This window comes from Halomonas sp. DN3 (genome assembly GCF_024137905.1).
Classification (GTDB): Bacteria; Pseudomonadota; Gammaproteobacteria; order Pseudomonadales; family Halomonadaceae; genus Halomonas; species Halomonas litopenaei.
Genome location: NZ_CP099965.1, coordinates 4,195,920 through 4,217,662, shown reverse-complemented (window position 1 = coordinate 4,217,662; position 21,743 = coordinate 4,195,920). Strand labels below are relative to the sequence as shown.

Annotated in this window: 19 protein-coding genes; 9 read left to right on the top strand and 10 right to left on the bottom strand. The window is 64.8% G+C overall.

Features of this window, described 5'->3' with window-relative positions; genetic code table 11:
- Positions 1 to 11 precede the first annotated feature (11 nt).
- The 8 genes from hisD (at position 12) to NKF27_RS18115 (ending at position 9,034) form a co-directional block, all read left to right on the top strand.
- Positions 12 to 1,328: a histidinol dehydrogenase gene (hisD, locus tag NKF27_RS18150; RefSeq protein WP_181248668.1), complete on the top strand. Its 1,317-nt coding sequence runs from the start codon at positions 12 to 14 to the stop codon at positions 1,326 to 1,328.
- 22 nt (positions 1,329 to 1,350) lie between these two features.
- On the top strand, positions 1,351 to 2,583 hold the full coding sequence (locus tag NKF27_RS18145; protein ID WP_045993655.1) for a DegT/DnrJ/EryC1/StrS aminotransferase family protein: 1,233 nt from the start codon (positions 1,351 to 1,353) through the stop codon (positions 2,581 to 2,583).
- A gap of 44 nt (positions 2,584 to 2,627) precedes the next feature.
- Complete coding sequence (locus NKF27_RS18140) at positions 2,628 to 3,611, top strand: TRAP transporter substrate-binding protein (protein WP_052704426.1); 984 nt, start codon at positions 2,628 to 2,630, stop codon at positions 3,609 to 3,611.
- An 89-nt stretch (positions 3,612 to 3,700) separates the two neighbouring features.
- Positions 3,701 to 4,258 carry a TRAP transporter small permease gene (locus NKF27_RS18135; RefSeq protein WP_108133479.1) on the top strand — a complete coding sequence of 186 codons (558 nt, stop codon included), beginning with the start codon at positions 3,701 to 3,703 and terminating at the stop codon, positions 4,256 to 4,258.
- A 3-nt stretch (positions 4,259 to 4,261) separates the two neighbouring features.
- Positions 4,262 to 5,542 carry a TRAP transporter large permease gene (locus tag NKF27_RS18130; protein WP_253554084.1) on the top strand — a complete coding sequence of 427 codons (1,281 nt, stop codon included), beginning with the start codon at positions 4,262 to 4,264 and terminating at the stop codon, positions 5,540 to 5,542.
- A 30-nt stretch (positions 5,543 to 5,572) separates the two neighbouring features.
- Positions 5,573 to 6,313 carry an aspartate/glutamate racemase family protein gene (locus NKF27_RS18125; RefSeq protein WP_253554073.1) on the top strand — a complete coding sequence of 247 codons (741 nt, stop codon included), beginning with the start codon at positions 5,573 to 5,575 and terminating at the stop codon, positions 6,311 to 6,313.
- Between the two features lie 205 nt (positions 6,314 to 6,518).
- Positions 6,519 to 7,571, top strand: coding sequence for a YeiH family protein (locus tag NKF27_RS18120; protein ID WP_108449223.1), 1,053 nt, complete (start codon positions 6,519 to 6,521; stop codon positions 7,569 to 7,571).
- 59 nt (positions 7,572 to 7,630) lie between these two features.
- A complete protein-coding gene (locus NKF27_RS18115) occupies positions 7,631 to 9,034 on the top strand; it encodes a Na+/H+ antiporter NhaC family protein (RefSeq protein WP_253554071.1) in 1,404 nt (467 codons plus the stop codon).
- Between the two features lie 104 nt (positions 9,035 to 9,138).
- On the opposite strand, the gene NKF27_RS18110 is transcribed toward NKF27_RS18115, so the two are convergent.
- From NKF27_RS18110 to speB, 10 genes are all read right to left on the bottom strand, one after another.
- Positions 9,139 to 9,696, bottom strand: a complete 558-nt coding sequence (locus tag NKF27_RS18110; RefSeq protein WP_253554069.1) for a DUF805 domain-containing protein — start codon at positions 9,694 to 9,696, stop codon at positions 9,139 to 9,141.
- Between the two features lie 90 nt (positions 9,697 to 9,786).
- Positions 9,787 to 10,332, bottom strand: coding sequence for a DUF805 domain-containing protein (locus NKF27_RS18105; RefSeq protein ID WP_367399245.1), 546 nt, complete (start codon positions 10,330 to 10,332; stop codon positions 9,787 to 9,789).
- 398 nt (positions 10,333 to 10,730) lie between these two features.
- Positions 10,731 to 12,179, bottom strand: a complete 1,449-nt coding sequence (locus NKF27_RS18100; RefSeq protein WP_253554067.1) for an aldehyde dehydrogenase family protein — start codon at positions 12,177 to 12,179, stop codon at positions 10,731 to 10,733.
- A 77-nt stretch (positions 12,180 to 12,256) separates the two neighbouring features.
- On the bottom strand, positions 12,257 to 13,000 hold the full coding sequence (locus tag NKF27_RS18095; RefSeq protein ID WP_253554065.1) for an MBL fold metallo-hydrolase: 744 nt from the start codon (positions 12,998 to 13,000) through the stop codon (positions 12,257 to 12,259).
- Entirely contained in the window at positions 12,997 to 13,773 is a 777-nt protein-coding gene (locus tag NKF27_RS18090; RefSeq protein WP_253554063.1) for a carbon-nitrogen hydrolase family protein, read from the bottom strand. The genes NKF27_RS18095 and NKF27_RS18090 overlap by 4 nt, the downstream gene beginning before the upstream one ends.
- Before the next feature lie 3 nt (positions 13,774 to 13,776).
- Positions 13,777 to 15,102 (bottom strand): cytosine permease, encoded by a 1,326-nt coding sequence (locus tag NKF27_RS18085; RefSeq protein ID WP_045993648.1) that lies wholly within the window; start codon positions 15,100 to 15,102, stop codon positions 13,777 to 13,779.
- Between the two features lie 139 nt (positions 15,103 to 15,241).
- Complete coding sequence (locus NKF27_RS18080; RefSeq protein WP_253554060.1) at positions 15,242 to 16,882, bottom strand: 5-guanidino-2-oxopentanoate decarboxylase; 1,641 nt, start codon at positions 16,880 to 16,882, stop codon at positions 15,242 to 15,244.
- Complete coding sequence (locus NKF27_RS18075; protein WP_253554057.1) at positions 16,879 to 17,562, bottom strand: HD domain-containing protein; 684 nt, start codon at positions 17,560 to 17,562, stop codon at positions 16,879 to 16,881. The genes NKF27_RS18080 and NKF27_RS18075 overlap by 4 nt, the downstream gene beginning before the upstream one ends.
- A gap of 13 nt (positions 17,563 to 17,575) precedes the next feature.
- Positions 17,576 to 18,961, bottom strand: a complete 1,386-nt coding sequence (locus NKF27_RS18070) for a YjiH family protein (protein ID WP_083970496.1) — start codon at positions 18,959 to 18,961, stop codon at positions 17,576 to 17,578.
- 92 nt (positions 18,962 to 19,053) lie between these two features.
- A complete protein-coding gene (speB, locus tag NKF27_RS18065; protein WP_045993646.1) occupies positions 19,054 to 20,004 on the bottom strand; it encodes an agmatinase in 951 nt (316 codons plus the stop codon).
- 231 nt (positions 20,005 to 20,235) lie between these two features.
- Here speB and NKF27_RS18060 point away from each other — a divergent pair, with 231 nt between their 5' ends.
- Positions 20,236 to 21,738 carry a sigma-54-dependent Fis family transcriptional regulator gene (locus NKF27_RS18060; protein ID WP_253554054.1) on the top strand — a complete coding sequence of 501 codons (1,503 nt, stop codon included), beginning with the start codon at positions 20,236 to 20,238 and terminating at the stop codon, positions 21,736 to 21,738.
- Positions 21,739 to 21,743 lie beyond the last annotated feature (5 nt).

Below are 21,743 nucleotides of genomic sequence, written 5' to 3'. Positions count from 1 at the left end.
CGGAGACAACAATGACCATTCGTCATCTCAAGAAGGCGGAGGCCGCCGCTGGCGTTGCCGCCGAAGACCAGCGCGTGACGGAAGCGGTGCGTGGCATGCTCGAGGATATTCGTGCCCGCGGCGAGGCGGCCGTGCGCGAATACGCCGAGAAGTTTGACGGCTGGACCGGCGACTTTGTGTTGAGCGACGACAAGCGGCGTCAGTTGATCGACAGCGTGCCCCAGTCGGTCAAGGACGACATCGACTTCGCCCACCGCCAGATCCGCCGTTTTGCCGAGGCCCAGCGTGACAGCCTGACCTCCTTCGAGATCGAGACCGAAGAGGGCGTGCTGCTCGGTCAGCGTGTGCTGCCGGTACACAGCGCCGGCTGCTATGTGCCGGGCGGCCGCTACGCTCACGCCGCCTCGGCGCTGATGAGCGTGGCCACCGCCAAGGCCGCCGGTGTCGAACACGTGGTGGCCTGTTCGCCGCCCCGGGGCGACAGCATCAACCCGGCGGTGGCCTACGCCATGCATGTGGCCGGCGCCGACATGATCCTCGAGATGGGCGGCGTCCACGCCATGGCCAGCATGGCCTTCGGCCTGTTCGGTGGCCGCGAGGCCGACATCCTGGTCGGTCCCGGCAACGCCTACGTGGCCGAAGCCAAGCGCCTGCTGTTCGGTGAAGTGGGTATCGATGTGTTTGCCGGCCCCACCGAGTCGGCGATCATCGCCGACGAGTCCGCCGACCCGATGACCATCGCCGTCGACCTGGTGTCCCAGGCCGAGCACGGCCCGAATTCACCGGTGTGGCTGTTCAGCACAAGCGAAGCGACCGCCCGCGAAGTGATGGAGATTCTGCCGAAAGTCGCTGACGACATGCCTAACGCTGATATCGTTCACGCTGCCTGGCGCGACTTCGGTGAGGTCATCGTGGGCGACAGCCGCGAGGAGATCGTCGCGATCAGCGATCAGTACGCCTGCGAGCACCTGCAGGTGCTGTGCGAGGATCTGGACTGGTGGAAGCAGCATCTGAGCAACTATGGCTCGCTGTTTCTGGGTGAGGGCAGCACCGTCACCCACGGTGACAAGTGCTCCGGTACCAACCATATCCTGCCGACCAAGCGTGCCGGGCGTTACTCCGGTGGACTCAATGTCCACAAGTTCATGAAGGTGCTGACCACCCAGCAGTTGAGCGTCGAGGCCAATCTGACCTTTAGCGCGGTGGGATCCCGGATTTCCCGTACCGAGGGCATGGAAGGCCACGCCCGGGCCTGTGACTGGCGCCTGGCCAAGTACTTCCCCGAGCAGGAATGGGATTTCCCTGTTCACCGTCAGGCTCGTTACTGAGTCGCCAGCGGAGGAGCCAGCCATGCGCCGTTTTGCCAAATCCTTCACCCAGCAGGAAGCCATCTCTGACGACGCCATCGCCTCGGCGGTGGCCGTGCTCCAGAGCGGTCGCCTGCATCGCTACAACCTGGCCGAAGGCGAGGCCGGTGAGACCGCCCTGCTGGAGTCCGAGTTCGCCGCGAGCCTGGGTGTCGACTACGCACTGGCCTGCGCCTCCGGCGGTTATGCGTTGCAGCTGGCGCTGCGCGCCTGCGGACTCGAGGCCGGCGACAAGGTGCTGTGCAACGCCTTCACCCTGTCGCCGGTGCCCGGCAGTATCGTCGCGGCGGGTGGCGAGGCGGTACTGGTGGACATCCTGGACGATACCACCGTCGATCCCGACGACCTGGATCGCGCCGCTCGCGAGAGCGGTGCCGGCTTCTTTGTGCTGTCGCACATGCGCGGCCATATCGGCGACATGGACGCCATCGTCGCGGTGTGCGAGTCCCACGGCATCGTGCTGATCGAAGACTGTGCCCACACCATGGGGGCGGCCTACGATGGCCGACCCAGCGGCACCTTCGGCAAGGCAGGCTGCTTCAGTACCCAGACCTACAAGCACATCAATTCCGGAGAGGGCGGGCTTCTGGCCACCGCCGATGCCGAGGTCATGCGGCGTGCGGTGATCCTGTCCGGCTCCTACATGCTGTTCGATCGGCACCTGGCCGCACCCGCGCCGGAGAGCTTCGCCGAGACGCGCCTGATGACACCCAACATGAGTGGCCGCATGGACAATCTGCGGGCGGCCATCCTGCGTCCTCAGCTGGCCGAGATGGAGCACCGCAAGACGCGCTGGAATTCGCTGTATCGGCGCATGGAGCAGCGTCTTGGCGATATCGCCGAGGTGTGCCTGATTGACCGGCCCGCCAGGGAGGACTTCGTCGGCAGCTCCATCCAGTTCCGCCTGCCGGCGCTGGGCGCTGACACCATTGCGCGCTTTGTCGAGGGCTGCGAGGCCCGCGGCATTCCGCTGAAGTGGTATGGCAAACCCTTGCCGGAGGACTACACCAGCCGCTACGACAGCTGGGGTTATCTGGCCGGCACACGTGCGCTGCCGATCGCCGACAGAGTACTCGCCACCCTGTGTGATCTGCGCCTGCCGCTGACCTTCGATCAAGCAGACTGCGACGACATCGTCGCGCTGATGAGCGCCGCCATGGATGAGGCGGTGCAGCCCCCCGAGGCAACACCCGACAAGGCGCTCGGCTCTCGCTGAGCCACGTCTGACGACGCAATAACAAGACATCCGGAGTGACAATAATGTTCAAGAAGACTCTACTTACCGCCGCCATCGTCATGGCAGCCACTGCCACCGCCGCAGAGGCCAAGACCTTCAAGGTCGGCATGGGCGATCCCATGGACTCCGACCAGGGGGCCCTGGCCCAGCGCTTCGAGGAGTTGGTCGAATCGCTGTCCGACGGCGAGATGCAGGTCGAGCTGTTCCCCGGCGGCCAGCTCGGTTCCGAGACCGGCATGATCCAGGACACCCGCATCGGCAAGCTGGACTTTGCGCTGGTCGGTGTCGGCAACCTGACGCCCTACGCAGCGCGTCTGGGCGCCTTGACCATGCCCTATGCCCTGCGTAGCCACGCCGATGCGGTCAAGGCCACCACCGGCCCCCTGGCCGATCGGTGGAACACCATCGCCGAGGAAGAGGCCGGTGTGCACATCGTCAGCTGGCTGTACTCCAACTTCCGTCACCTGACCAACTCCCAGCGGCCGGTGACGACCCTCGCCGACGTCGAGGGACTCAAGGTTCGCGTGCCGCAGAACGAGATCATGCTGGCCAGCTACGAGGCCTGGGGCGCCAGCCCCATCAGCATGTCCTGGCCGGAGGTCTTCACCGGCCTGCAGCAGGGCGTGATCGATGGCCAGGACAACCCCTACATCGTCAACAGCACCATGAAGTTTCACGAGGTGCAGGACCACCTCACCGAACTTCACGCCCAGTACTCGCTGCAGCCCATCGTGATGGGGGTGCGCAGCTACGAGCGTCTGTCCGACGAGGAGCGAGCGATCATCGATCGCGCCGGCCTGGAGGCGCAGCTGTACGCGCTGCAGTTCCAGCTGACCAAGGCCTCCGAGGCGCGCGCTGCCATGGAAGCCGAAGGGGTCGAGGTGGCCACCCTGGAAGACGAGGATGAATGGATCCGCATCGCCCAGGAAGAGGTGTGGCCGCAGTTCTACGAGGACATCGGTGGCCAGGAAGCCTTCGAGGAAATGCAGGCGGCGCTCGGTCACTGATCGTTGTCGCCGCGGGCGGCGGTCGCTGACCGCCGCCCGGGTCTTGTTGTCATTGCTGCTGCTGCATTCCCGTCGGGAAGGAGGCCTCCATGCTGGCCAAACTCAACTATATCGAAGACTACGCCTGTCGCTTTCTGCTCGGGCTCTTTGTCATTCTGCTGTTCGTTCAGGTGGTGATGCGCGTCACCCTGGGCATCGGCATGGCCTGGATCGAAGAGCTCGCGCGCTACGCCTTCGTCTGGTTCGTCTTTCTGGGCGCCGCCCACGCCGCCCACTTGAGCGCGCATAACCGCCTGCAGACCCATATCAAGCTGATGCCACGCAAGGTGGCCAATACCCTCTTGTTGCTGGTGGATCTGATCTGGGTCGCCTTCTGTCTGGTGCTGGCCTACAAGAGCCTGGATCTGATCGGGCTGTTGCTGGAATTCCCCTATGACTCGCCGGCCCTGGGCTGGTCGCTGGCCTACGTTTACTTCGTCTTCCCCATCGCCTTTACCTTGATGGCCTTTCGCGTGCTGCAGGTGCAGTACCTGAAGCTGTTCAAGGGCATCGAGCCAGGTGACGTGGACGCCCAGGAAGTGTCCAGGATCACCGAGGAAACGAGCCACTACAGCGACGGCAAGACGTCGTCCAAGGCGGAGGGCTAAGCCATGGCCGCAACCGTACTGTTTTCCATGTTTGCCGGGCTGTTGTTCTTCGGCACCCCTATCGTCGTCTCTCTCGGCGTGGCCTCGATGGCCGTCTATATACTCAACGGCGACGATCTCAGTTCGCTGATCGAGCTGGCCTTTTCGGCCATCAACTCGTTTCCGCTGATGGCCTTGCCGTCGTTCATCCTGGCCGGCGCACTGATGGGGGATGCCGGTATCGCCAGACGCCTGATCCTGATCGCCGAGGAGCTGGCCGGTCCTGCCGCTGGTGGGCTAGGCGCCGCTGCGGTGATGGCCTGCATGTTCTTTGGCGCGATCTCGGGCTCGGGACCTGCCACCACCGCAGCGGTGGGGATGCTGGTGATACCGGCGATGATCGAGCGCGGCTACGGCAGAAGCTACCCGGCGGCGATCACCGCCACCGCTGGTGGTCTCGGGGTGGTCATTCCGCCCAGCATGCCGCTGGTAATCTATGGCGTCACCGCCAACGAGTCGATTTCTGCGCTGTTCATGGCCGGCGTCATCCCCGGCGTGATGCTGGGGGCGGGCCTGATGGTGGCCAACTACATCACCGCCAAGCGCAACGGCTACCAGACCGAGGGAACTTCCTACGATCGCAAGCGGGTGGTCGCGGTGCTGAAGGATGGTTTCTGGTCGCTGATGGCGCCGGTGGTGATCCTGGGCGGCATCTATTCGGGCATGTTCACGCCCACCGAGGCGGCCGTGGTCTCGATCTTCTACGCCCTGTTCGTCGGTGTCTTCATCCACAAGGAGTCGTCGCTGCGCGGGCTCAACGAGGCCTTCCAGAGCACCACCTGGCTGACCGGGCGTGTGTTGATCATCATGTTCACCGCCACCGCCTTCGGCCGCATCCTGGTCGAGAATCACATTCCGGCGATGATCGCCCAGGGCATCCTGGATATCACCAACAGCCTGTGGCTGGTGTGGATTCTGGTGATCGGCTTTCTCCTGATCGTCGGCATGTTCATCGAGATCCTGGCCACCATCATGATCGTCACGCCGGTGCTGTTGCCGGTGATGGTGGAGCTCGGCGTCGATCCCGTGCACTTCGGCATCGTGCTGGTGGTCAGCCTGGGCATCGGTTTCTCGACGCCGCCGCTGGGCGAGAACATGTTCATCAGCTCGTCGATCGCCAATGTCTCCATCGAGAAGATTTCGGTGCGCGCCTTGCCGCTGGTCGGTTCCATGGTGGTCATCGCCTTGCTGCTGGCCTGCTTCCCGCAGCTCAGCCTGTGGTTGCCCAACCTTCTCGGCTTCTGATACCGGTCATCACTCGTCAAAGGACCCGCTATGACGCTTTCCACCGATAACTCCGCAACAATCGCCGACCATACGATGGTCGGCGTGCTGGGCGGCATGGGACCGGACGCCACGGTGGCCTTCATGCAGAAGGTCATCGAGGTGACGCCCGGCGAGGACGATATCGACCACGTGCATATGCTGGTCGACAACAATCCCAAGGTGCCATCACGCATCAAGGCGCTGATCGACGGTGACGGCGAGTCACCGGCGCCTGCCATCGCTGCCATGGCCAGACGACTCGAGCAGGCAGGCTGCGATTTTCTGGTCATGCCCTGCAATACCGCCCACTACTACTGGTCGGCCGCCCAGCAGGCGGTGGACATTCCGGTGTGGCATATCGTCGAGCGCACCCTGGACCGGGTCGCCGCCGAGATGCCGGGGGCCAGGGTGGGCATGCTGTGCTCGCCGGCGCTTCGCAAGATTGGTCTTTACGAGGGATTCATCGAGCCAAGGGGGCTGTCGTTGGTCTATCCCGACAACGAGGATCGCGTGCTCGACGTGATTCGAGCGGTCAAGCGTGGTGCCGGGCGCGCGCCCGCCACCCGTGCCGCCTTCATCGAGGCCGCCCATGATGTCCTGGCGCGTGGTGCCGACGTGCTGGTCCTGGCCTGTACTGAGCTTTCGGTGATCCGCGATGCGCTCGATGGTCGCGTGCCGATCATCGATACCGTACAGGTGCTGGCCGAAGACGTGGTCGCCGAGGCCACCGGAAAGGCACCGCGCGGTTGATTCGGAGAACCGAGTCGAGCACTGAAGCGAGATCACTGTAACGAGAGCACTGTAACGAGAGCACTGCACAGAGGTTGAAACAGGGCGGCGTCGAGCGCCGCCAGCACGTCGATCTTCCTGTCCCGTTCACCAAAGAGACGCCTTCGTCCGCTGGCCTCATCCGGCAGGACCGGGGTCGCTCGTTTTCACGATCCGGAGTCGTCCCATGACCTCACCCTCTTCTTCCCCCTCGACGGCGACCTCGCGACAGCGGCTAAGCCGTCGACTGGCGTCCCTGAGCCCGATCGGGCGAGGACTGCTGGTGTGCGTGACCATTGCCCTGGCCACCACCTTTATCGCCGATCACTACGGTGGGCCGACCCTGCTCTACGCCTTGCTGTTCGGCATGTCGCTGCACTTCCTGAGCGAAGAGGGACGCTGCCTGCCGGGTATCGAGTTTGCCGCGCGTACCGTGCTGCGCCTTGGCGTAGCGCTGCTGGGCGCGCGCATGACGCTTGAGCAGGTTGGTGACCTGGGGCTTGGACCGGTGCTGACGGTGCTCGCCGCGGTGGGGTTGGTGATCTGCGCAGGGGGGCTGCTGGCCCGGGCGCTTGGCCTGCACCGTGATCTCGGCCTGCTGACCGGTGGTGCCGTGGCGATCTGCGGAGCCTCGGCGGCGCTGGCGTTGTCGGCGGTGATGCCGAAAAACGACACCAGCGAGCGCAACACCATCCTCACAGTGGTGGGCGTGACCACGCTGTCGACGGTGGCCATGGTGACCTACCCGCTGCTGGTGGGGGTGCTCGACCTTGCCAATACCCAGGCCGGCATCTTTCTGGGGGGCACCATCCACGACGTGGCCCAGGTGGTCGGGGCGGGGTACATCATCTCGGAGGAGACCGGCGACGTCTCGACCCTGGTCAAGCTGGTGCGCGTGGCCATGCTGGTGCCGGTGGTGATGATCTTCAGCTGGCTCTATCGCGCTTCGCGCAACAGCGAAGGAAAGCGCCAGGTGCCGATGCTGCCTGGCTTCCTGGTGGGGTTCGTGGCGCTGGTGCTGATCAACAGCCTGGGGCTGATTCCCGACAGCGTGAATGAAGGACTGTCGACGCTCTCGCGCTGGTGCCTGGTCACCGCCATCGCCGCCCTGGGCATCAAGACCTCCTTTCAGAAGCTCGCAGTGGTCGGCTGGAAGCCGGTCATCCTGATGGTGCTGGAGACCCTGCTGCTGCTGGCCATCGTGCTGGGGGTGGTGGTCTTCGGCGGGCTGGGTAGCTGAGCGGCGAGGAAACGCTGTTCTTGCTGATACACCAATAAAACACAATAAGGTCCCTGACAATGACAACACAAACCGCAACACCTTCACTGTCCTTTCGTGGGGGCACCCTGGGTGCCTTGACGCCTCTGACCCTGCTGGTGCTAGGCCTTATCTATCTGTCGGTGTTCGAGCGTGCCGGCACCAAGCCATTCTGGGCCTGCGCCTGGGTGGCCATGGGCGTGGGACTCTTTCTGTGTCGGCAACGCACGGCGTACTGTGACAGCCTGCTCAAGGGGATGGGCAATTCCACCGCGACGGCCATCATCGCACTGTGGCTGCTGGCCGGTGTCTTCGGCAAGTTGATGGCCGCCGGCGGCCTGATCGATGGGTTGATGTGGTTGGGAGCAGCGGTGGGCGCCGAGGGTGCGGCCTTCACGCTGCTGGCCTTTGCCATGGCCATGGTGTTTGCCCTGGGGACCGGCACCAGCACCGGTACCGTCATCGGGCTGTCGCCGGTGCTGTACCCGGCGGGCGTCCTGCTGGGGGCGGATCCGTCCATGCTGGCGGTGGCGATCCTGTCCGGTGCGGCCTTCGGTGACAACCTGTCCCCGGTGTCGGATACCACTATCGTGTCCTCCTATACCCAAGGGGCGGAAATCGCCGACGTGATCCGCACCCGTCTACCGCTGGCGCTGTCGGCGGCGGCGATTTCGATGCTGATCTTCCTGTTGTTCGGTGCCAGCGGCGAGGCCTCGGCGTCAGCCGTGGAGGTGCCTTCCGGTCATGCGTCCGGTCTGGTCATGCTGATTCCGCTCGCGGCGGTGGTGTTCTTTGCGCTGAAGCGCCGACACATCGTCGAAGCCATGTTTATCGGCAATCTGGTGGCCATGTTGTGCGCCCTGGCGATCGGTGCCATTGGCCTGGGCGATCTGTTCTCGTTGCCCGAGGCCAGGGGCGAGAGCACCGGCCTGATCGAAAATGGTATTGCTTCGGTAACCGGCGCCGTGCTGTTTGCGCTGATGGTGCTGGCGCTGACCCAGGTGATTCTCGATACCGGTCTGATGGAAAAACTGCTGGACGGCGCCAGGAAGCGCCTGGTCAAGGACCGGGCCAGCGCCGAGACCAGCATCGTGGCAGTGACGATTGCCGCCTCCACTCCGCTGTCGGCCAACGCCCCGGCGCTGCTGCTGGTGGGGCCGGGATTGGTGCGAAGCCTGGCTCAGCAGTTCGGCATCTCGCCGGCGCGGGCCGCCAACCTGATGGATTGCGCGGTCTGCACGGTGTTCTTTCTGCTTCCCTGGCACATCGTGGTGGCGGTCTGGCAGGAGGTCATCGCTTCCACCGCGGTGCAGAACGAGGTCGCCGCGCCGTCAGCCTTTGCCTCCTTCCTGACCCCGTACCCCTGGGCCATGCTGGTGGTGCTGGCCGTCTCGATCCTGCTTCGGCGGCGCAAGCAGGGCACCACCGAGGTCGCAGCCGTCTGACCGGCCTCCGCTCACCTGGCAGTAAAAAAACAGCCCCGCCATGCTGGCGGGGCTGTGGCGCTCTTGTGGTTGTCGTTGTTGGTAGTAGCGCAGGGAATGTTTTTTTAGAGCGTTAGAGAGGCCAGCGCTACGCAAGCAACGACCGACAGTCCGGTCAGGAACCAGAACAGGGTCATCTCATTAGAAGTGAGGGGGGAAGGTTCAGCACCGAAGCGGTTGTCACCATCACTCCCCTTGATGAAGGTCACCATGATAAATGGGATGAGGTTTATAAGGGGGATAAAGAAAAGTAGCATGAGCCAGCCTGACTTGTTCAGGTCATTTAGCCTGCGCTTTCCCTGGATTAGCGCAGAGATAGTCAATGGAATTCCAAGCACGAATTGGCTGATGGTAAAGGCGCTGGCGGCTGTCTCTGCAGCGGCCGGTGTTGCCGTCAGACTATAGTAGATAAGTATCCCGTATACGGCATAGACGAACAACACCGGCAAGGTCAAGCGATTAAAGTATCTTACTCTACCGATACGACCATTGGTCGACCATAGTCCAAGGTTTTTATTTGCTACCTGGCGGTCGTTTTCATCACCTTGCGTGTTGGAGATTTCTGTATCTGAAGGGAAGTTTATTTCATTTGAGTTATCTAACGTATTGCTTTCGTTTGTCATCTTGCTGCTTCCTTCCTTGGGGTAAGGGTTCCGGCGATCCTTTCGCCTAGTCGGTTAATATCTATGCTTTTTGCAGTGCTCTGGGAGGGTCTAAAGATCCAGGTGAAACTGTAGTGGTCCATAGCAGATGGCCGCTGATGCCACGGCAATGTTAAGAATGAGGAAGCACCAGAAGTGCTTCGTTTCCGATGAAGTCGATGGAGAAGGTGGTGGTCCGAATGGGTTGCTTCCTGGTGTGCCACGAAAAAAGATAAGGCTGATGACCAGCCATACGTTGATCAGCGGAATCAGTCCAATAAGCAGTGCCCACCCAGAACGCCCCTGATCGTTAAGGCGACGTTTTGCCTGAAGAATGGCGAAAAGGCTGAAGACTGAGTACAGGCTTGCGTAGGCGTAGATCAGAATGGTGAAGGTGCTCTGGGTGAGTGTCGCAGGGTACAGGTGGTCGAGATAGAGTGGGACAAACAGCGTGAGGTTATAGATAAGTCCTACTGCGGCAAGTCGGCTACAGTAGCGAATGCGCCCGATACGACCACGAGTTGACCAGAGTCTGCTGCTTCTATCGGGTACGCTATACAGCGGCAGCGGCAAGGTGACGGAAGATGAGGTGGCTGACGACATGGAGTTGAGTCTCACCTTCTTCTCCTGTTTCCTTCTTTAAATCGGTCTTCGGTTCATCAAAGGTGTCAAGGCGTTGTCGGATTTTCCAACGCCTTGATGGATGGTCAGTCGTCATGGAAATGGTTGGCGATGGCGCATGTTCTCCTTGCATGAGGAACGCATCATTGGGGCATGCAGCAAGGGCTTCACTGCGACTCTATAAAGCCATTTTGTCAGGGGATATGGGGGATGTCCTACATATTTTCTCTTTTTAAGAATTTTGTAATTATTTAGTCTTCCATTGGCCGAACTGGCACGAAATTGCGTCGCAGCGACAAAAAAACACCCCGATGGACGGGCGCCTTGCCCTGCCATCGGGGTGATGTTGTTGAGATATTGTCGAGGCGATGGTCCGGAAACAGGACCGGGAGAGGTTAAGCGGCAGGGCCAATCAGATGCTTTACCTCAAGATACCCGGACAGCCCCCAGGGGCCGAGTTCACGTCCGATGCCGCTGGCGCCGAAGCCGCCCCAGCTGGCCTCGGGCATCACCAGCTGTTCGGAGTTGAACCAGATGCTGCCTGCACGCAGGGCGCGGCCAACACGCCTGGCGCGCTCGGCGTCACCGGAGATCACGGTGGCGGCGAGGCCAAAGGCGCTGTTGTTGGCCAGGGCGATGGCCTCGGCTTCGCTCTCTGCGCTGCGCGCACACAGCACCGGGCCGAAGATTTCCTCTCGCCACAGGCGGCTTGAGGTGGGCACGTCGCGGTACAGGGTCGGGGCGACGAATTCGCCCTGGGCCGGCAGGTCACGATGGCGGCCGTCACGCACCGGCGTCAGGCCTTCCTCCTTGGCGATCTCGAGATAGCGCTCCACGGCTTCGCGCTGACGGGCGCTGGTCATCGGGCCCATGTCGGTGCCATCGGCCAGCGGGTCACCGAGGGTGAGGGCGTCGATACGGTCGGCCAGGGCCTGGTAGAGCGGTTCGGCCAGCGTCTGATGCACGATCAGGCGTGAGGTGGCGGAGCAGATCTGCCCGGAGTTGAAGTAGATGCCGGCCATCACCCAGTCGGCGGCGGCTTCGACCTCGGCGTCATCGAGCACCAGGATCGGCGATTTGCCGCCGAGCTCCAGTGATACGCCGCGCACGCCGTTGGCGGCGGCCTGCATGACCTTCTCGCCGACCGCATTGCTGCCGGTGAAGGACAATTTATCCACACCCTGATGGGCGGACAGGGGGGCGCCGATGCCTTCGCCGTCACCCAGCAAGAGGTTCAGCACACCGGCGGGCAGGCCGATCTCCACGGCGATGTCGGCCAACGCCACCTCGGGCAGCGGAGTGACCTCGGAGGGCTTGAACACCAGGGTGCAGCCGGCGGCCAGTGCCGGTGCGATCTTCCAGGCGCTGGTGACCAGCGGGAAGTTCCAGGGGGTGATCAGTCCGACCACGCCGGCGGGGTCTTCGAACACCCGCGCCTCGACGCCGTCAATGCCGTGCTCGAGCAGGCGTCCCTGACGCTGCTCCAGGGCGCGGGCCTGGCCGGCGTAGTAGCGGTAGCAGGCGATTGCGTCGTCCAGGTCGATGGCGGCCTCGGCCAGGGCCTTGCCATTGTTGGTGGAGGACAGCCGTTCGAGATCGCCGCGGCGGGCTTCGAGGGCCGTGGCGAAGGCCTCGAGAAAGTCGCCACGACGCTGCCCGCCCAGCGCCTGCCAGGCGGGCAGGGCGGCGCGGGCGCTGGCCACGGCGGCGTCGACGTCGCTGGCATCGCCGGCGGTGATCTCGGCGATCTGGGTCTGGCGGTAGGGATCGGTCACCGCCAGGCGCCGGCGGCTGTGACTATCCACCCAGCGGTTGTCGATAAACTGTTGTGTCAGCTGTTGCACGGAGGGACTCCAGGGGCAAAGACATTGGAAGGAATAAGCGAATGAAATGATCGGCGAGATGAGGGCTCGTTACGCGCTCACGCCTGGTGGCGCTTGAGCCAGTCATCGATCAGGGCGTGGCAGTGACGGCCCGAGAAGCTCGGGAAGTGGCCGCCGTGCACCGTGGCGATCGGCAACCGCCGCAGGCGCTCGAGGCTCGCCGCGTAGTCGTCCAGGTCGCTGTGATAGGCGTCCTCGATCAGCTCACCGTCGTAGATGATGTCGCCGCTGATCAGGGTGGCGCTGGCGGCCTCCCACAGGGCGATGCCGCCGGGCGAATGGCCGGGGGTGTGGATCACCTCGAAATGGCGATCGCCCAGCTCGATGACGTCGCCGTCCTCCAGCGTCTCGATACGCGGCGGCGCCGCAATGCGATAGCCGCTGTGGGCGTAGGGCAGCGGTGGCAGGGCGTCGAACATGGCGTCGTCGAGAAAGGCCTCGGCCAGGGTGCGACGGTTGTCGGGGCTTGCCAGGATATCGGCCTCGGCGCGATGAACGTGGCAGCAGTCGAACTCGTGAGCGGCGCCGATATGATCGAAGTGGGTGTGGCTTGCCACCGCCACGATCTCGCGTTCGGCCAGCAGTGCCACGCGCTCGCGCAGTGGCACCGCGCCCAGGCCGAAGTCCACCACCAGATCGCGCTCGCGGCCACGAACGTGCCAGATATTGCAACGGTAGAACGGCTTGATCGCCGGTTCGTCGATCAGGGTGATGCCGTCGGCCAGGCGCTGGGTGCGATACCAGCTGGCGGCGTCACCCCGGGGCAGGGTGAAGGTGCTCACGTGTTGCCTCCCGGCAGGGCGCGCAGGTCCTTCAGGTAGTCCTGGTGGCTGCGGCTCTCGTCGATACGAGAGTGTTCGATGTCCACCACCAGCACCCCGGCGTCGTTGCCTAGGCGCCCCAGCACCTCGCCGTCCGGCCCCGCTACCAGGCTGTTGCCGCAGTAGTGCAGCTCGCCCTCGATGCCGGCGCGGTTGATGCAGGCGACGAAGCGCTGGTTGTCCAGCGCCCGGGCGCGGATCTGCAACTGCTGGCGCTCGGCGTTGGGCACCATGTTGGCGGTGGGCGAGAGGATCACCTCGGCGCCGGCCTGGGCCAGCGCCCGGGCCATCTCCGGGAACTCGTTGTCGTAGCAGATCATCAGGCCCAGGCGGCCGAGTCGAGTGTCGACCACGCACAGCTCGTCACCGGGGGTGAAGTACTGGTGCTCACGGTCCCATAGCTGGCGCTTGTGGTAGCAGGCCAGGGTGGTGCCGGTGTCGTCGATCAGCACCGCTGAGTTGTGCAGGCGGCCGTCGGCCTGGCGCAGGGCCAGGCCGAACAGCAGGTGCAGGCGATACTGGTGCGCCAGCCGGGCGACCTGATCGATCAACTCGCCCTCATCGGCCAGCTCATCGAGCCGTTCGAACACGTTGTAGCCGGTCAGCGCCAGTTCCGGCAGGGCGAGCAGCTGGGCGCCGGCGGCCACGGCCTGCTGGCACAGGCCATCGAGGGCATCGAGGTTGGCGGCGACATCCGCGTGGACGGGGTCGGTCTGGGCCAGCATCAGGCGCATGGATCAGTCTCCTTGGGCAGCGAGGCTGGAACGGGTGAACAGGGCACAGCCCAGCCAGTAGAGCCCGCCGGTGATGACGAACACCGGCAGCGAGGCGCCGATGGACAGCGGTGCCACCAGGGTCCAGTAGGCCGCCAGGGCCGCACCGATGAGGTAGGCGCCGATGGCGATACCGGCGGTGGGCCGACCGAGCTGGTGCGGCGAACGCAGCAGTTCGGCGCTGTAGCCGTCACGGCCGACCAGGTAGTAGTCGACGATCATCACCGAGAAGGCCGGAATGAACAAGGCGCCGATCAGCAACAGGAAGTTCTGGAACTGGTCGAGGATGCCGGGGATCAGGGCGCCGAAGACCGTCACCACGCCGATCACCAGCGCCGGCTTCCAGAAGGCCATGCCGGGGGACACGTTCATGCACGACAGGGTGGCGCTGTAGACCGCCATGACGTTGGTGGTCATCACCGAGAAGAAGATCACCAGGGCAGCGGGCAGGCCAAAGCCGAAGCCGGACAGTAGCCGGGTCGGGTCGTAGGTCTGCTCCATGCCGCCGAGTACCGACAGGCCGGATACCGCGGCGCCCAGACCCATGGCGATCATCGAGGCGCAGACGTAGCCGCCGTAGGTGCCGAGCACCGCGATGCGCCCGCTCTTGCAGTTGCGGTTGTAGTCGGCGGAGGTAGAAATCCACGAGAAGGCGGTGGCGACGACGATGTCGAAGGCGATGCCCAGGGTGATGCCGTTGCGGGATTCGGCGGGCATCTCGAACAGCGCACCGACCTCGTAGTGGCGGTTGAGCTGGTAGACCACGCCGGCCGCCAGCACCATCATGGCCGCCGCCGCCCAGCGCTCGATGCGCTCGATACCCAGGTGGCCGCGCAGCACGATCAGCACCACGATGGTCTCGCACAGGATCGTCATCAGCGGCAGGTTGGAGTAGCCGGTGGTGGCCTCGATGGCGTAGTCCAGGCTCATGCCGGCCAGCAGCGCCTGGATCCAGCTCCAGGCGATCAGCACCGCCATGTTGACCAGCGAAATGATCTTCGAGCCGGTGGGGCCATAGGCGCGGCGGGTCAGGGCCATCGAGGGCAGGCCGGTGCGCTGGCCCATCAGTCCGACCAGCAGCAGCGGAATGGCGCCGATCAGCGAGCCGATCAGGACCCAGGTCATGGCGACCGGGAAGCGCAGATCGGGCACCAGCAGCATGCCGGTGAGGATGGTGGTGACGACCACGTTGGCGCCGAGCCATAGGGCGAAGGTGGCCATGCCTCCCATGCTCTTGTGCTGGTGTTCATCCAGGGTGTCGTGGCCGATCAGCCGCTTGAGTGAAATCATCTAGGAAACCTTTGTGGTTATGGTTGGTAGGTACCGCAGGGGCGCGAAACTGGGAGCGCAAAACGGAGCAGGCAAAAGGAGCAGACAAAAGGAGCAAAAGGGCCGGCGCCGTGGCGCCGGCAAAGGGGTCGTCGCTCGATCAGGCCACCGCGGCGTTCCATGCCGTGGCGTCGATCTCGATCAGCATCGGGCCGTCTTCGGGGCGATGGGCGATGGCCCGGGCGAGGCCGGCGGGGTTGCCGACCCGGGTCGCCGCACAGCCGAAGCCGGCCGCCAGGGTCTGGAAGTCCGGTGCCTGTATGTCCACGCCGAGGCGGGTGACGCCGGCGTTGTCCATGAAGCGGCGGATTTCTTCGTAGCCCTGGTTGTGCCACAGCAGCACGATGACCGGCAGCCTTTCCTCCACCGCACAGGCAAGCTCGGTCAGGGTGAACATCACCCCACCGTCGCCCACCAGCGCCACCACCGGCAGGTCCGGCTGGCCGAGGCTCGCGCCCATGGCCGCGGGCAGGCCGTAGCCGAGAGTGCCGTAGCCGGTGGACGCGTTGAAGAAACGGCGCGGCGCGTCCTGGCTGACCAGATGGTTGGCGGCGTAGGTGGTGGCGCAGGAATCGCCCACCAGGATCGCCCCCGGCAGGCTCTCGCGCAGGGTGTCGAACAGCGGCACATAGGGGCGGAAGGCCGGATCCTCGGCCAGCGCCAGGGCGCTCAGCGCATCATGTGTACGCTTGTGGCCATCGCGCGAAAGCCGCTCACCGCCGAGGCGCTGGTCGCAGCCGGTGGCCAGCGCTTCGAGGCTGGAGGCGGCGTCGGCCACCAGTGCCAGGTCGGCATGCTGGTTGCGGGCAAGCTGCTCGGGGTCCAGGTCGATGCGAATCAGTCGACCCTCGAGGGTGAAGCCGTCGTCGAACACCACGTCATAGTCGGTCTCGCCAAGCTCGGTGCCGATGGCCAGCACCACGTCGGCTTCATGGGCAAGCTCCCGCACCGCTGGCAGCGAGGCGTTGGCGCCCAGATCCAGCGGATGGTCGCGGCCGAGCAGGCCCTTGGCGTTGATGGTGGTGACGGTGGGGGCGTCGAGGCTCTCGACCAGACGACGGGCGGCGTCCGGGGCATCGACGCAGCCGCCGCCGAGCAGCACCAGCGGGCGCTTGGCGTCGACCAGCCAGTCGAGCGCCTGCTCGAGCGCGGCGGGGGCCGGTGCGGCCTTGGCCAGCGCCGTGCGGCGCGTGCTGACAGGCTCGCTGACCGGGGCGTCGAACAGGTCGATGGGGATCTCGATATGCACCGGGCCGGGGCGGGCGCCATCGAACACGGCGAAGGCACGGGCCAGCACCTCGCCGAGGCCGTTCGGGTCGAGCAGGGTGTGGCTGAAGCGCGAGACGCCGGCCATCAGCTCGCGTTGGCCGGGGAGTTCGTGCAGCCGGCCCTGGCCGCGTCCCAGGGTGTCGCGGCGGTTGACGCTGGAGATCACCAGCATCGGCACCGAGTCGGCCAGGGCCTGGCCCATGGCGGTGGCGATATTGGTCATGCCGGGGCCGGTGATGATGAAGCACACGCCGGGCTTGCCGGTGGTGCGGGCGTAGCCGTCGGCCATGAAGCCGGCGCCCTGTTCATGGCGCGGGGTGACGTGGCGGATGCCACTGCCCTGGCGGTCGTGTCCATTGCCGCCTTCGAGGCCACGATAGAGCTCGATGGTGTGGACGCCGGGGATACCGAAGACGGTGTCCACGTCGTAGGTGTCACGCAGCAGACGGATCAGCAGTTCAGCGCAGGTCATGCGGTACTTCCTTGAGACGGATCAGGGGCTTGAGACGGGCCAGGGGCTTGAGACGGATCAGGGGCTTGAGACGAGCCAGGGGCGAGGGCAGGGTCCGGGGCCACCGAGTAGGGGGCTCTTGCGAAGATCCGCCTGACCATGGGCTCGAAGTGCGCCAGCGGCAGGGTGTCATAGGCGGGGTCGAAGGACGGGCAGTCCCAGTCACGACAGAAGGCTTCGCAGTCGTCGAACCAGGGGTGGCCGCGGAACCGCTCGCGGGCGTCCTTGTCGCCGCCGACCTTGTCCCAGTAATAGTGACCCTGGAAGACGTCGTGATGCTGGACGATCCAGTGGGTCTTCTCGCTGACGAAGGGGCGCAGGATCGAGGCAGCGAAGGCGGCGTGGTCGAAAAGCGCCAGTTCGTCGCCGATGTCGTGGACCAGGGCGGCGACGATCATCTCTTCGTCGGCGCCGGCACGCTCGGCCCGGGTCGCGCTCTGCAGGCAGTGCTCCAGCCGGGTGATCTGGTAGGGCTGGTGGCCCTCGCCCAGCCGGGCGAGGGTATCCAGTACGCTGTCGGCGAGGCCGGCCAGGTAGTCGGCGTCGTGGGCGGCGATCACCGCCCAGTCTTCTGCCGTGCTTTGGTCGATGCGGGTGAAGGCCGCCTTGCCGGCGGCGTGAGCATCGTTTGGGTCTGTCATGTCGGCCTCCCGATCAACCCACCAGCCAGTGGGCCATGACCACGATGATGGGCAGGGTGATGGCGGTGCGCAGCAGGAAGATCACCACCAGTTCCCACAGCTTGAGCGGGATCCGTGACTTCAGCAGCAGGGCGCCGATCTCGGACATGTAGATCAGCTGGGTCAGCGACAGACAGGCGATGACGAAGCGGGTCAGTTCGCTCTCGATGTCGCTGGCCAGTACCGCCGGCAGGAACATGTCGGCAAAGCCCACCAGGGTCGCCGGCGCGGCGGCCTCGGCCTCGGGCAGACCCATCCACTCGAGCACCGGCACCATCGGCATGGACAGCCAGGTGAACAGCGGAGTGAACTCGGCCAGTACCAGCGCCACAGTACCGATGGCGATGACCAGCGGCAGCAGCCCGAAGAAGATGTCGGCGACGTTGAACAGTGCCAGGCGGGCGAGCTTGAGCGGGCCCGGGGCGGTCTCGGCGCGGGCCACGGCGATGCCCAGGCTGTAGCGCAACAGGCTCTGGTTGCCGGTGTTTTCTTCCTGGATCTGGCAGCCCACCGGCTCGTAGTAGGTGTTGGCCTTGCGTGACAGCGGCGGCAGGCGCGGCACGATGACAGCGGCGACCAGGCCGGCGACCACCACGGTCAGGTAGAACGGCACGAACAGGTGGTTGATGCCGATGAAGCTGGTCACCAGCAGGGCGAAGGCGATCGACACGATCGAGAAGTTGGTGGCGATGGCCGAGGCCTCGCGGGCGTTGTAGAAGCCCTGCTCGTACTGCTGGGTGGTGATCAGTACGCCGACGGTGCCGGAGCCCATCCAGGAGGCGGTGGCGTCGATGGCGCTGCGCCCGGGCAGCCCGAAGATCTTGCGAAAGGGCGTGCGCACCATGGAGCCGATGAACTCCATGAAGCCGAAGTCCACCAGGAAGGGCAGCAGGATGGCGGCGAAGAAGAAGAAGGTCAGCAGCACCGGCGCCAGGTCATTGAGCATCACCCCGCCGGTGAAGGAGGCGGTGACCATCTCCGGGCCGACCTGGAAGTAGGTCATCAGCGCGAAGGCGGCGCCGAGGGCGCGCATCACCACCCACAGCGGGGCGATGTCGAACAGCTCCTTCATCGCGCCCTGGCGGGCCCAGCCTGGTTTGGTCAGCTTGACCACCAGGGTCAGCACGATGGACAGGGTGAGCACCACGGTGGCGATGGCGGGCAGGGCGTCGCCGAGGGTGGCCTTGAGCCAGTCGGCGGCCAGACCCATGCCGATGTTGATGGTGTCACCGACCGAGAAGGGCACCAGGAACAGCAGGATGCCGATCAACGACGGAACGAGGAACTTGATCAGACCATGGGTGCTTAGCTTGCCCCCGTCGGTCGTGATCTTGTCGGCAGAATGCAGGTGGGAGGACATGGGCGATCACTCTTTGCTGTTGTAATGGTCGGCGCCCTGACGCGGGCGCCTCGTTGGCTGTCGCCAGGGCCACTCCCTGGCCCTGTGAGGATTCAGTCGCGGCGCGCGACTCCGGGGAGCACGCACAGCATTTCATAGAGCAGGGTGGCGCCCATCAGGGCGGTGTTGCCGCTGGGGTCGTAGGGCGGGGAGACTTCGACCAGGTCGCCGCCGACGATATTGAGCCCCTGGGCGCCGCGCACGATCTCCAGGCCCTGGGCAGAGGTCAGGCCGCCCATTTCCACCGTGCCGGTGCCGGGCGCCACCGACGGGTCCAGGCCATCGATGTCGAACGAGATGTACACCGGGCCATCGCCCATCTGCTCGCGCACCTCGGCCATCAGCGGCTCGAGAGACTTGTGCCAGCACTGTTCGGCCTGGACCACGCGGAAGCCCTGCTGGCGACACCAGTCGAAGTCCTCGGCGGCGTAGCCGGTGCCGCGCAGGCCGATCTGGACGACCCGGTTGGCGTCCAGCAGCCCTTCTTCCTGGGCGCGGCGGAACGGGCAGCCGTGTGCCACCTCTTCACCGAACATGTGCTCGTTGACGTCGGCGTGGGCGTCGATATGGATCAGCCCGACCGGGCCATGCTTCTTGGCGATGGCGCGCAGGATCGGCCAGGTCAGGGTGTGGTCACCGCCCAGGGTCAGCGGCACGCAGTCGTGGGACAGGACGTCGTCGTAGAAGCGGCTGATGATGTCCAGGTTCTTCGGCAGGTTGAAGGTGTTGATCGGCACGTCGCCGATGTCCGCCACCTGCAGGCTGTCGAAGGGTGCAGCACGGGTGGCCATATTGTAGGGGCGCAGCATGCGCGATTCGTCGCGGATCTGGCGCGGCCCCAGTCGGGTGCCCGGGCGGTTGGAGGTGCCGATGTCCATGGGAATGCCGATAAAGGCGGCGTCCAGACCCTCGGCGCTGGTCTGGGTGGGCAGACGCATCATGGTGGCAGGGCCACCGAAGCGCGGCATCTCGTTGCCGCCGAGAGGTTGATTGAAGTCGCTCACAGGGAACTCCTGGCATCGTGGATGGGGACGGTCGCGGCCCTGGGCCTGACGGTTGTTGTGAGTGATGCAGACGCCGTGCCATCTTTTGAGCATTTATACTAAAGATGTAATAGAGGTGCAGAGATTCCAAGGGAAGGTCTGCTGTGGTGGTAGACGTGATCCAGAAGTGGATCACGATCTCGACGCATCGTGATACACTTCTGAATCAATGATGCATTTATGGATCGCTGGATGAGCGACGACGACACCAAGATTCTCAAGACCATCATCGATACCGCCCACGACCACTTCTTCATCGTCGCGCCGGACGGTCGTATCCGCGACGTCAGTCCCGGGGCGGCGGCGGTCTACGGCATGTCCTGCGAAGAGCTCTGCGCCACCAGCGTGCAGCAGCTCGAGGCCGATGGCGTGCTGACCCCGTCGGTCAGTCTGGAGGTCATTCGCAGCGGGCGGCCGGCCCAGCTGGTCCAGCGCACCGGCACCGGACGCCGGGTCATCGCCCAGGCCCATCCGGTATTCGAGGGTGACCGGCTGGTGGCGGTGGTGAGTCGTTCCATGGACCTGACCGATTTGCAGCTGCTGCAGCAGGAGTACGCGCTGTTGCAGCGCCGCTTCAGCGAGCACTTGCGCCGGGGCCATGCGTTGGAGAGCGACAGCGAAGCGCTCGAGGCCGAGCTCGATGATCTCGAGGTGAAAAGCCAGTTGATGCGCGAGGTGGCGCTGCTGCTCAAGCGGGTCGCGCCCACCGACGCCACGGTCTTGATGCTGGGCGAGTCCGGGGTGGGCAAGACCGCTTTCGCCCGCCAGCTGCACCGTTGGAGTTCTCGCCGCGATGGCCCCTTTATCGACGTCAACTGCGCCGCCATCCCCGAAAGCCTGTTCGAATCGGAGATGTTCGGCCACGAAAAGGGCGCGTTTTCCGGCGCGGCCCCCGGGGGGCGCAAGGGGCTGATCGAGCAGGCCGAGGGCGGCACCCTGTTTCTCGACGAGATCGGCGAGCTGCCCCTGGCGGTGCAGACCAAGCTGCTCAAGACCATCCAGGACGGCAGTATTACCCGGCTTGGGGACAGGGCCCCGCGACGGGTCGACTTTCGCCTGGTGGTGGCCACCAATCAGGACCTGTCGGCACGGGTCGAGCAGGGCCTGTTTCGCCTGGATCTGTACTACCGGCTGAACGTGATTCCGGTCACCCTGCCGCCCCTGCGCGAGCGCCGCGAGGATATTCCCGGCCTGGTCGAGCGCCAGCTACAGCGCCTCAATCGGCGTTATGGACGCGACAAGATGCTGGCGCGAGACGTGTGGCAGGCGCTGATGGGCTGGGACTGGCCGGGCAATGTGCGTGAGTTGGAAAACACCCTGGAAAGGGCCTGGTTATCCAGTGACGATGTCATCCAGGGCGATCTGCTGGTGCCGTCCACGGGGGCCTCGGTAGGGCAGCTCGGCGGGCAGCAGCGTGAAGCGCAGCAGACGGCGGCGTCCCTCACCGGAGACTCCGCTGCGCTGGCTGATGGCGCTATGTCACCCGCGACACCATCCGCACCAGGTGCAGCGCGACCCGAGCTGCCGCTTGCCCGGGGCGAGGGCCTGAAGGCCGCCCTGGCCCGGCGCGAGCGTGAGATTCTTGCTGACTGCTGCCGTGCCCTTCCCACCACCTACGCCATCGCCGAACACCTGGGCATCAGCCAGCCAAGCGTGGTGCGCAAGCTCAAGCAGCATGGGTTGAAGATTGGATGACCGGT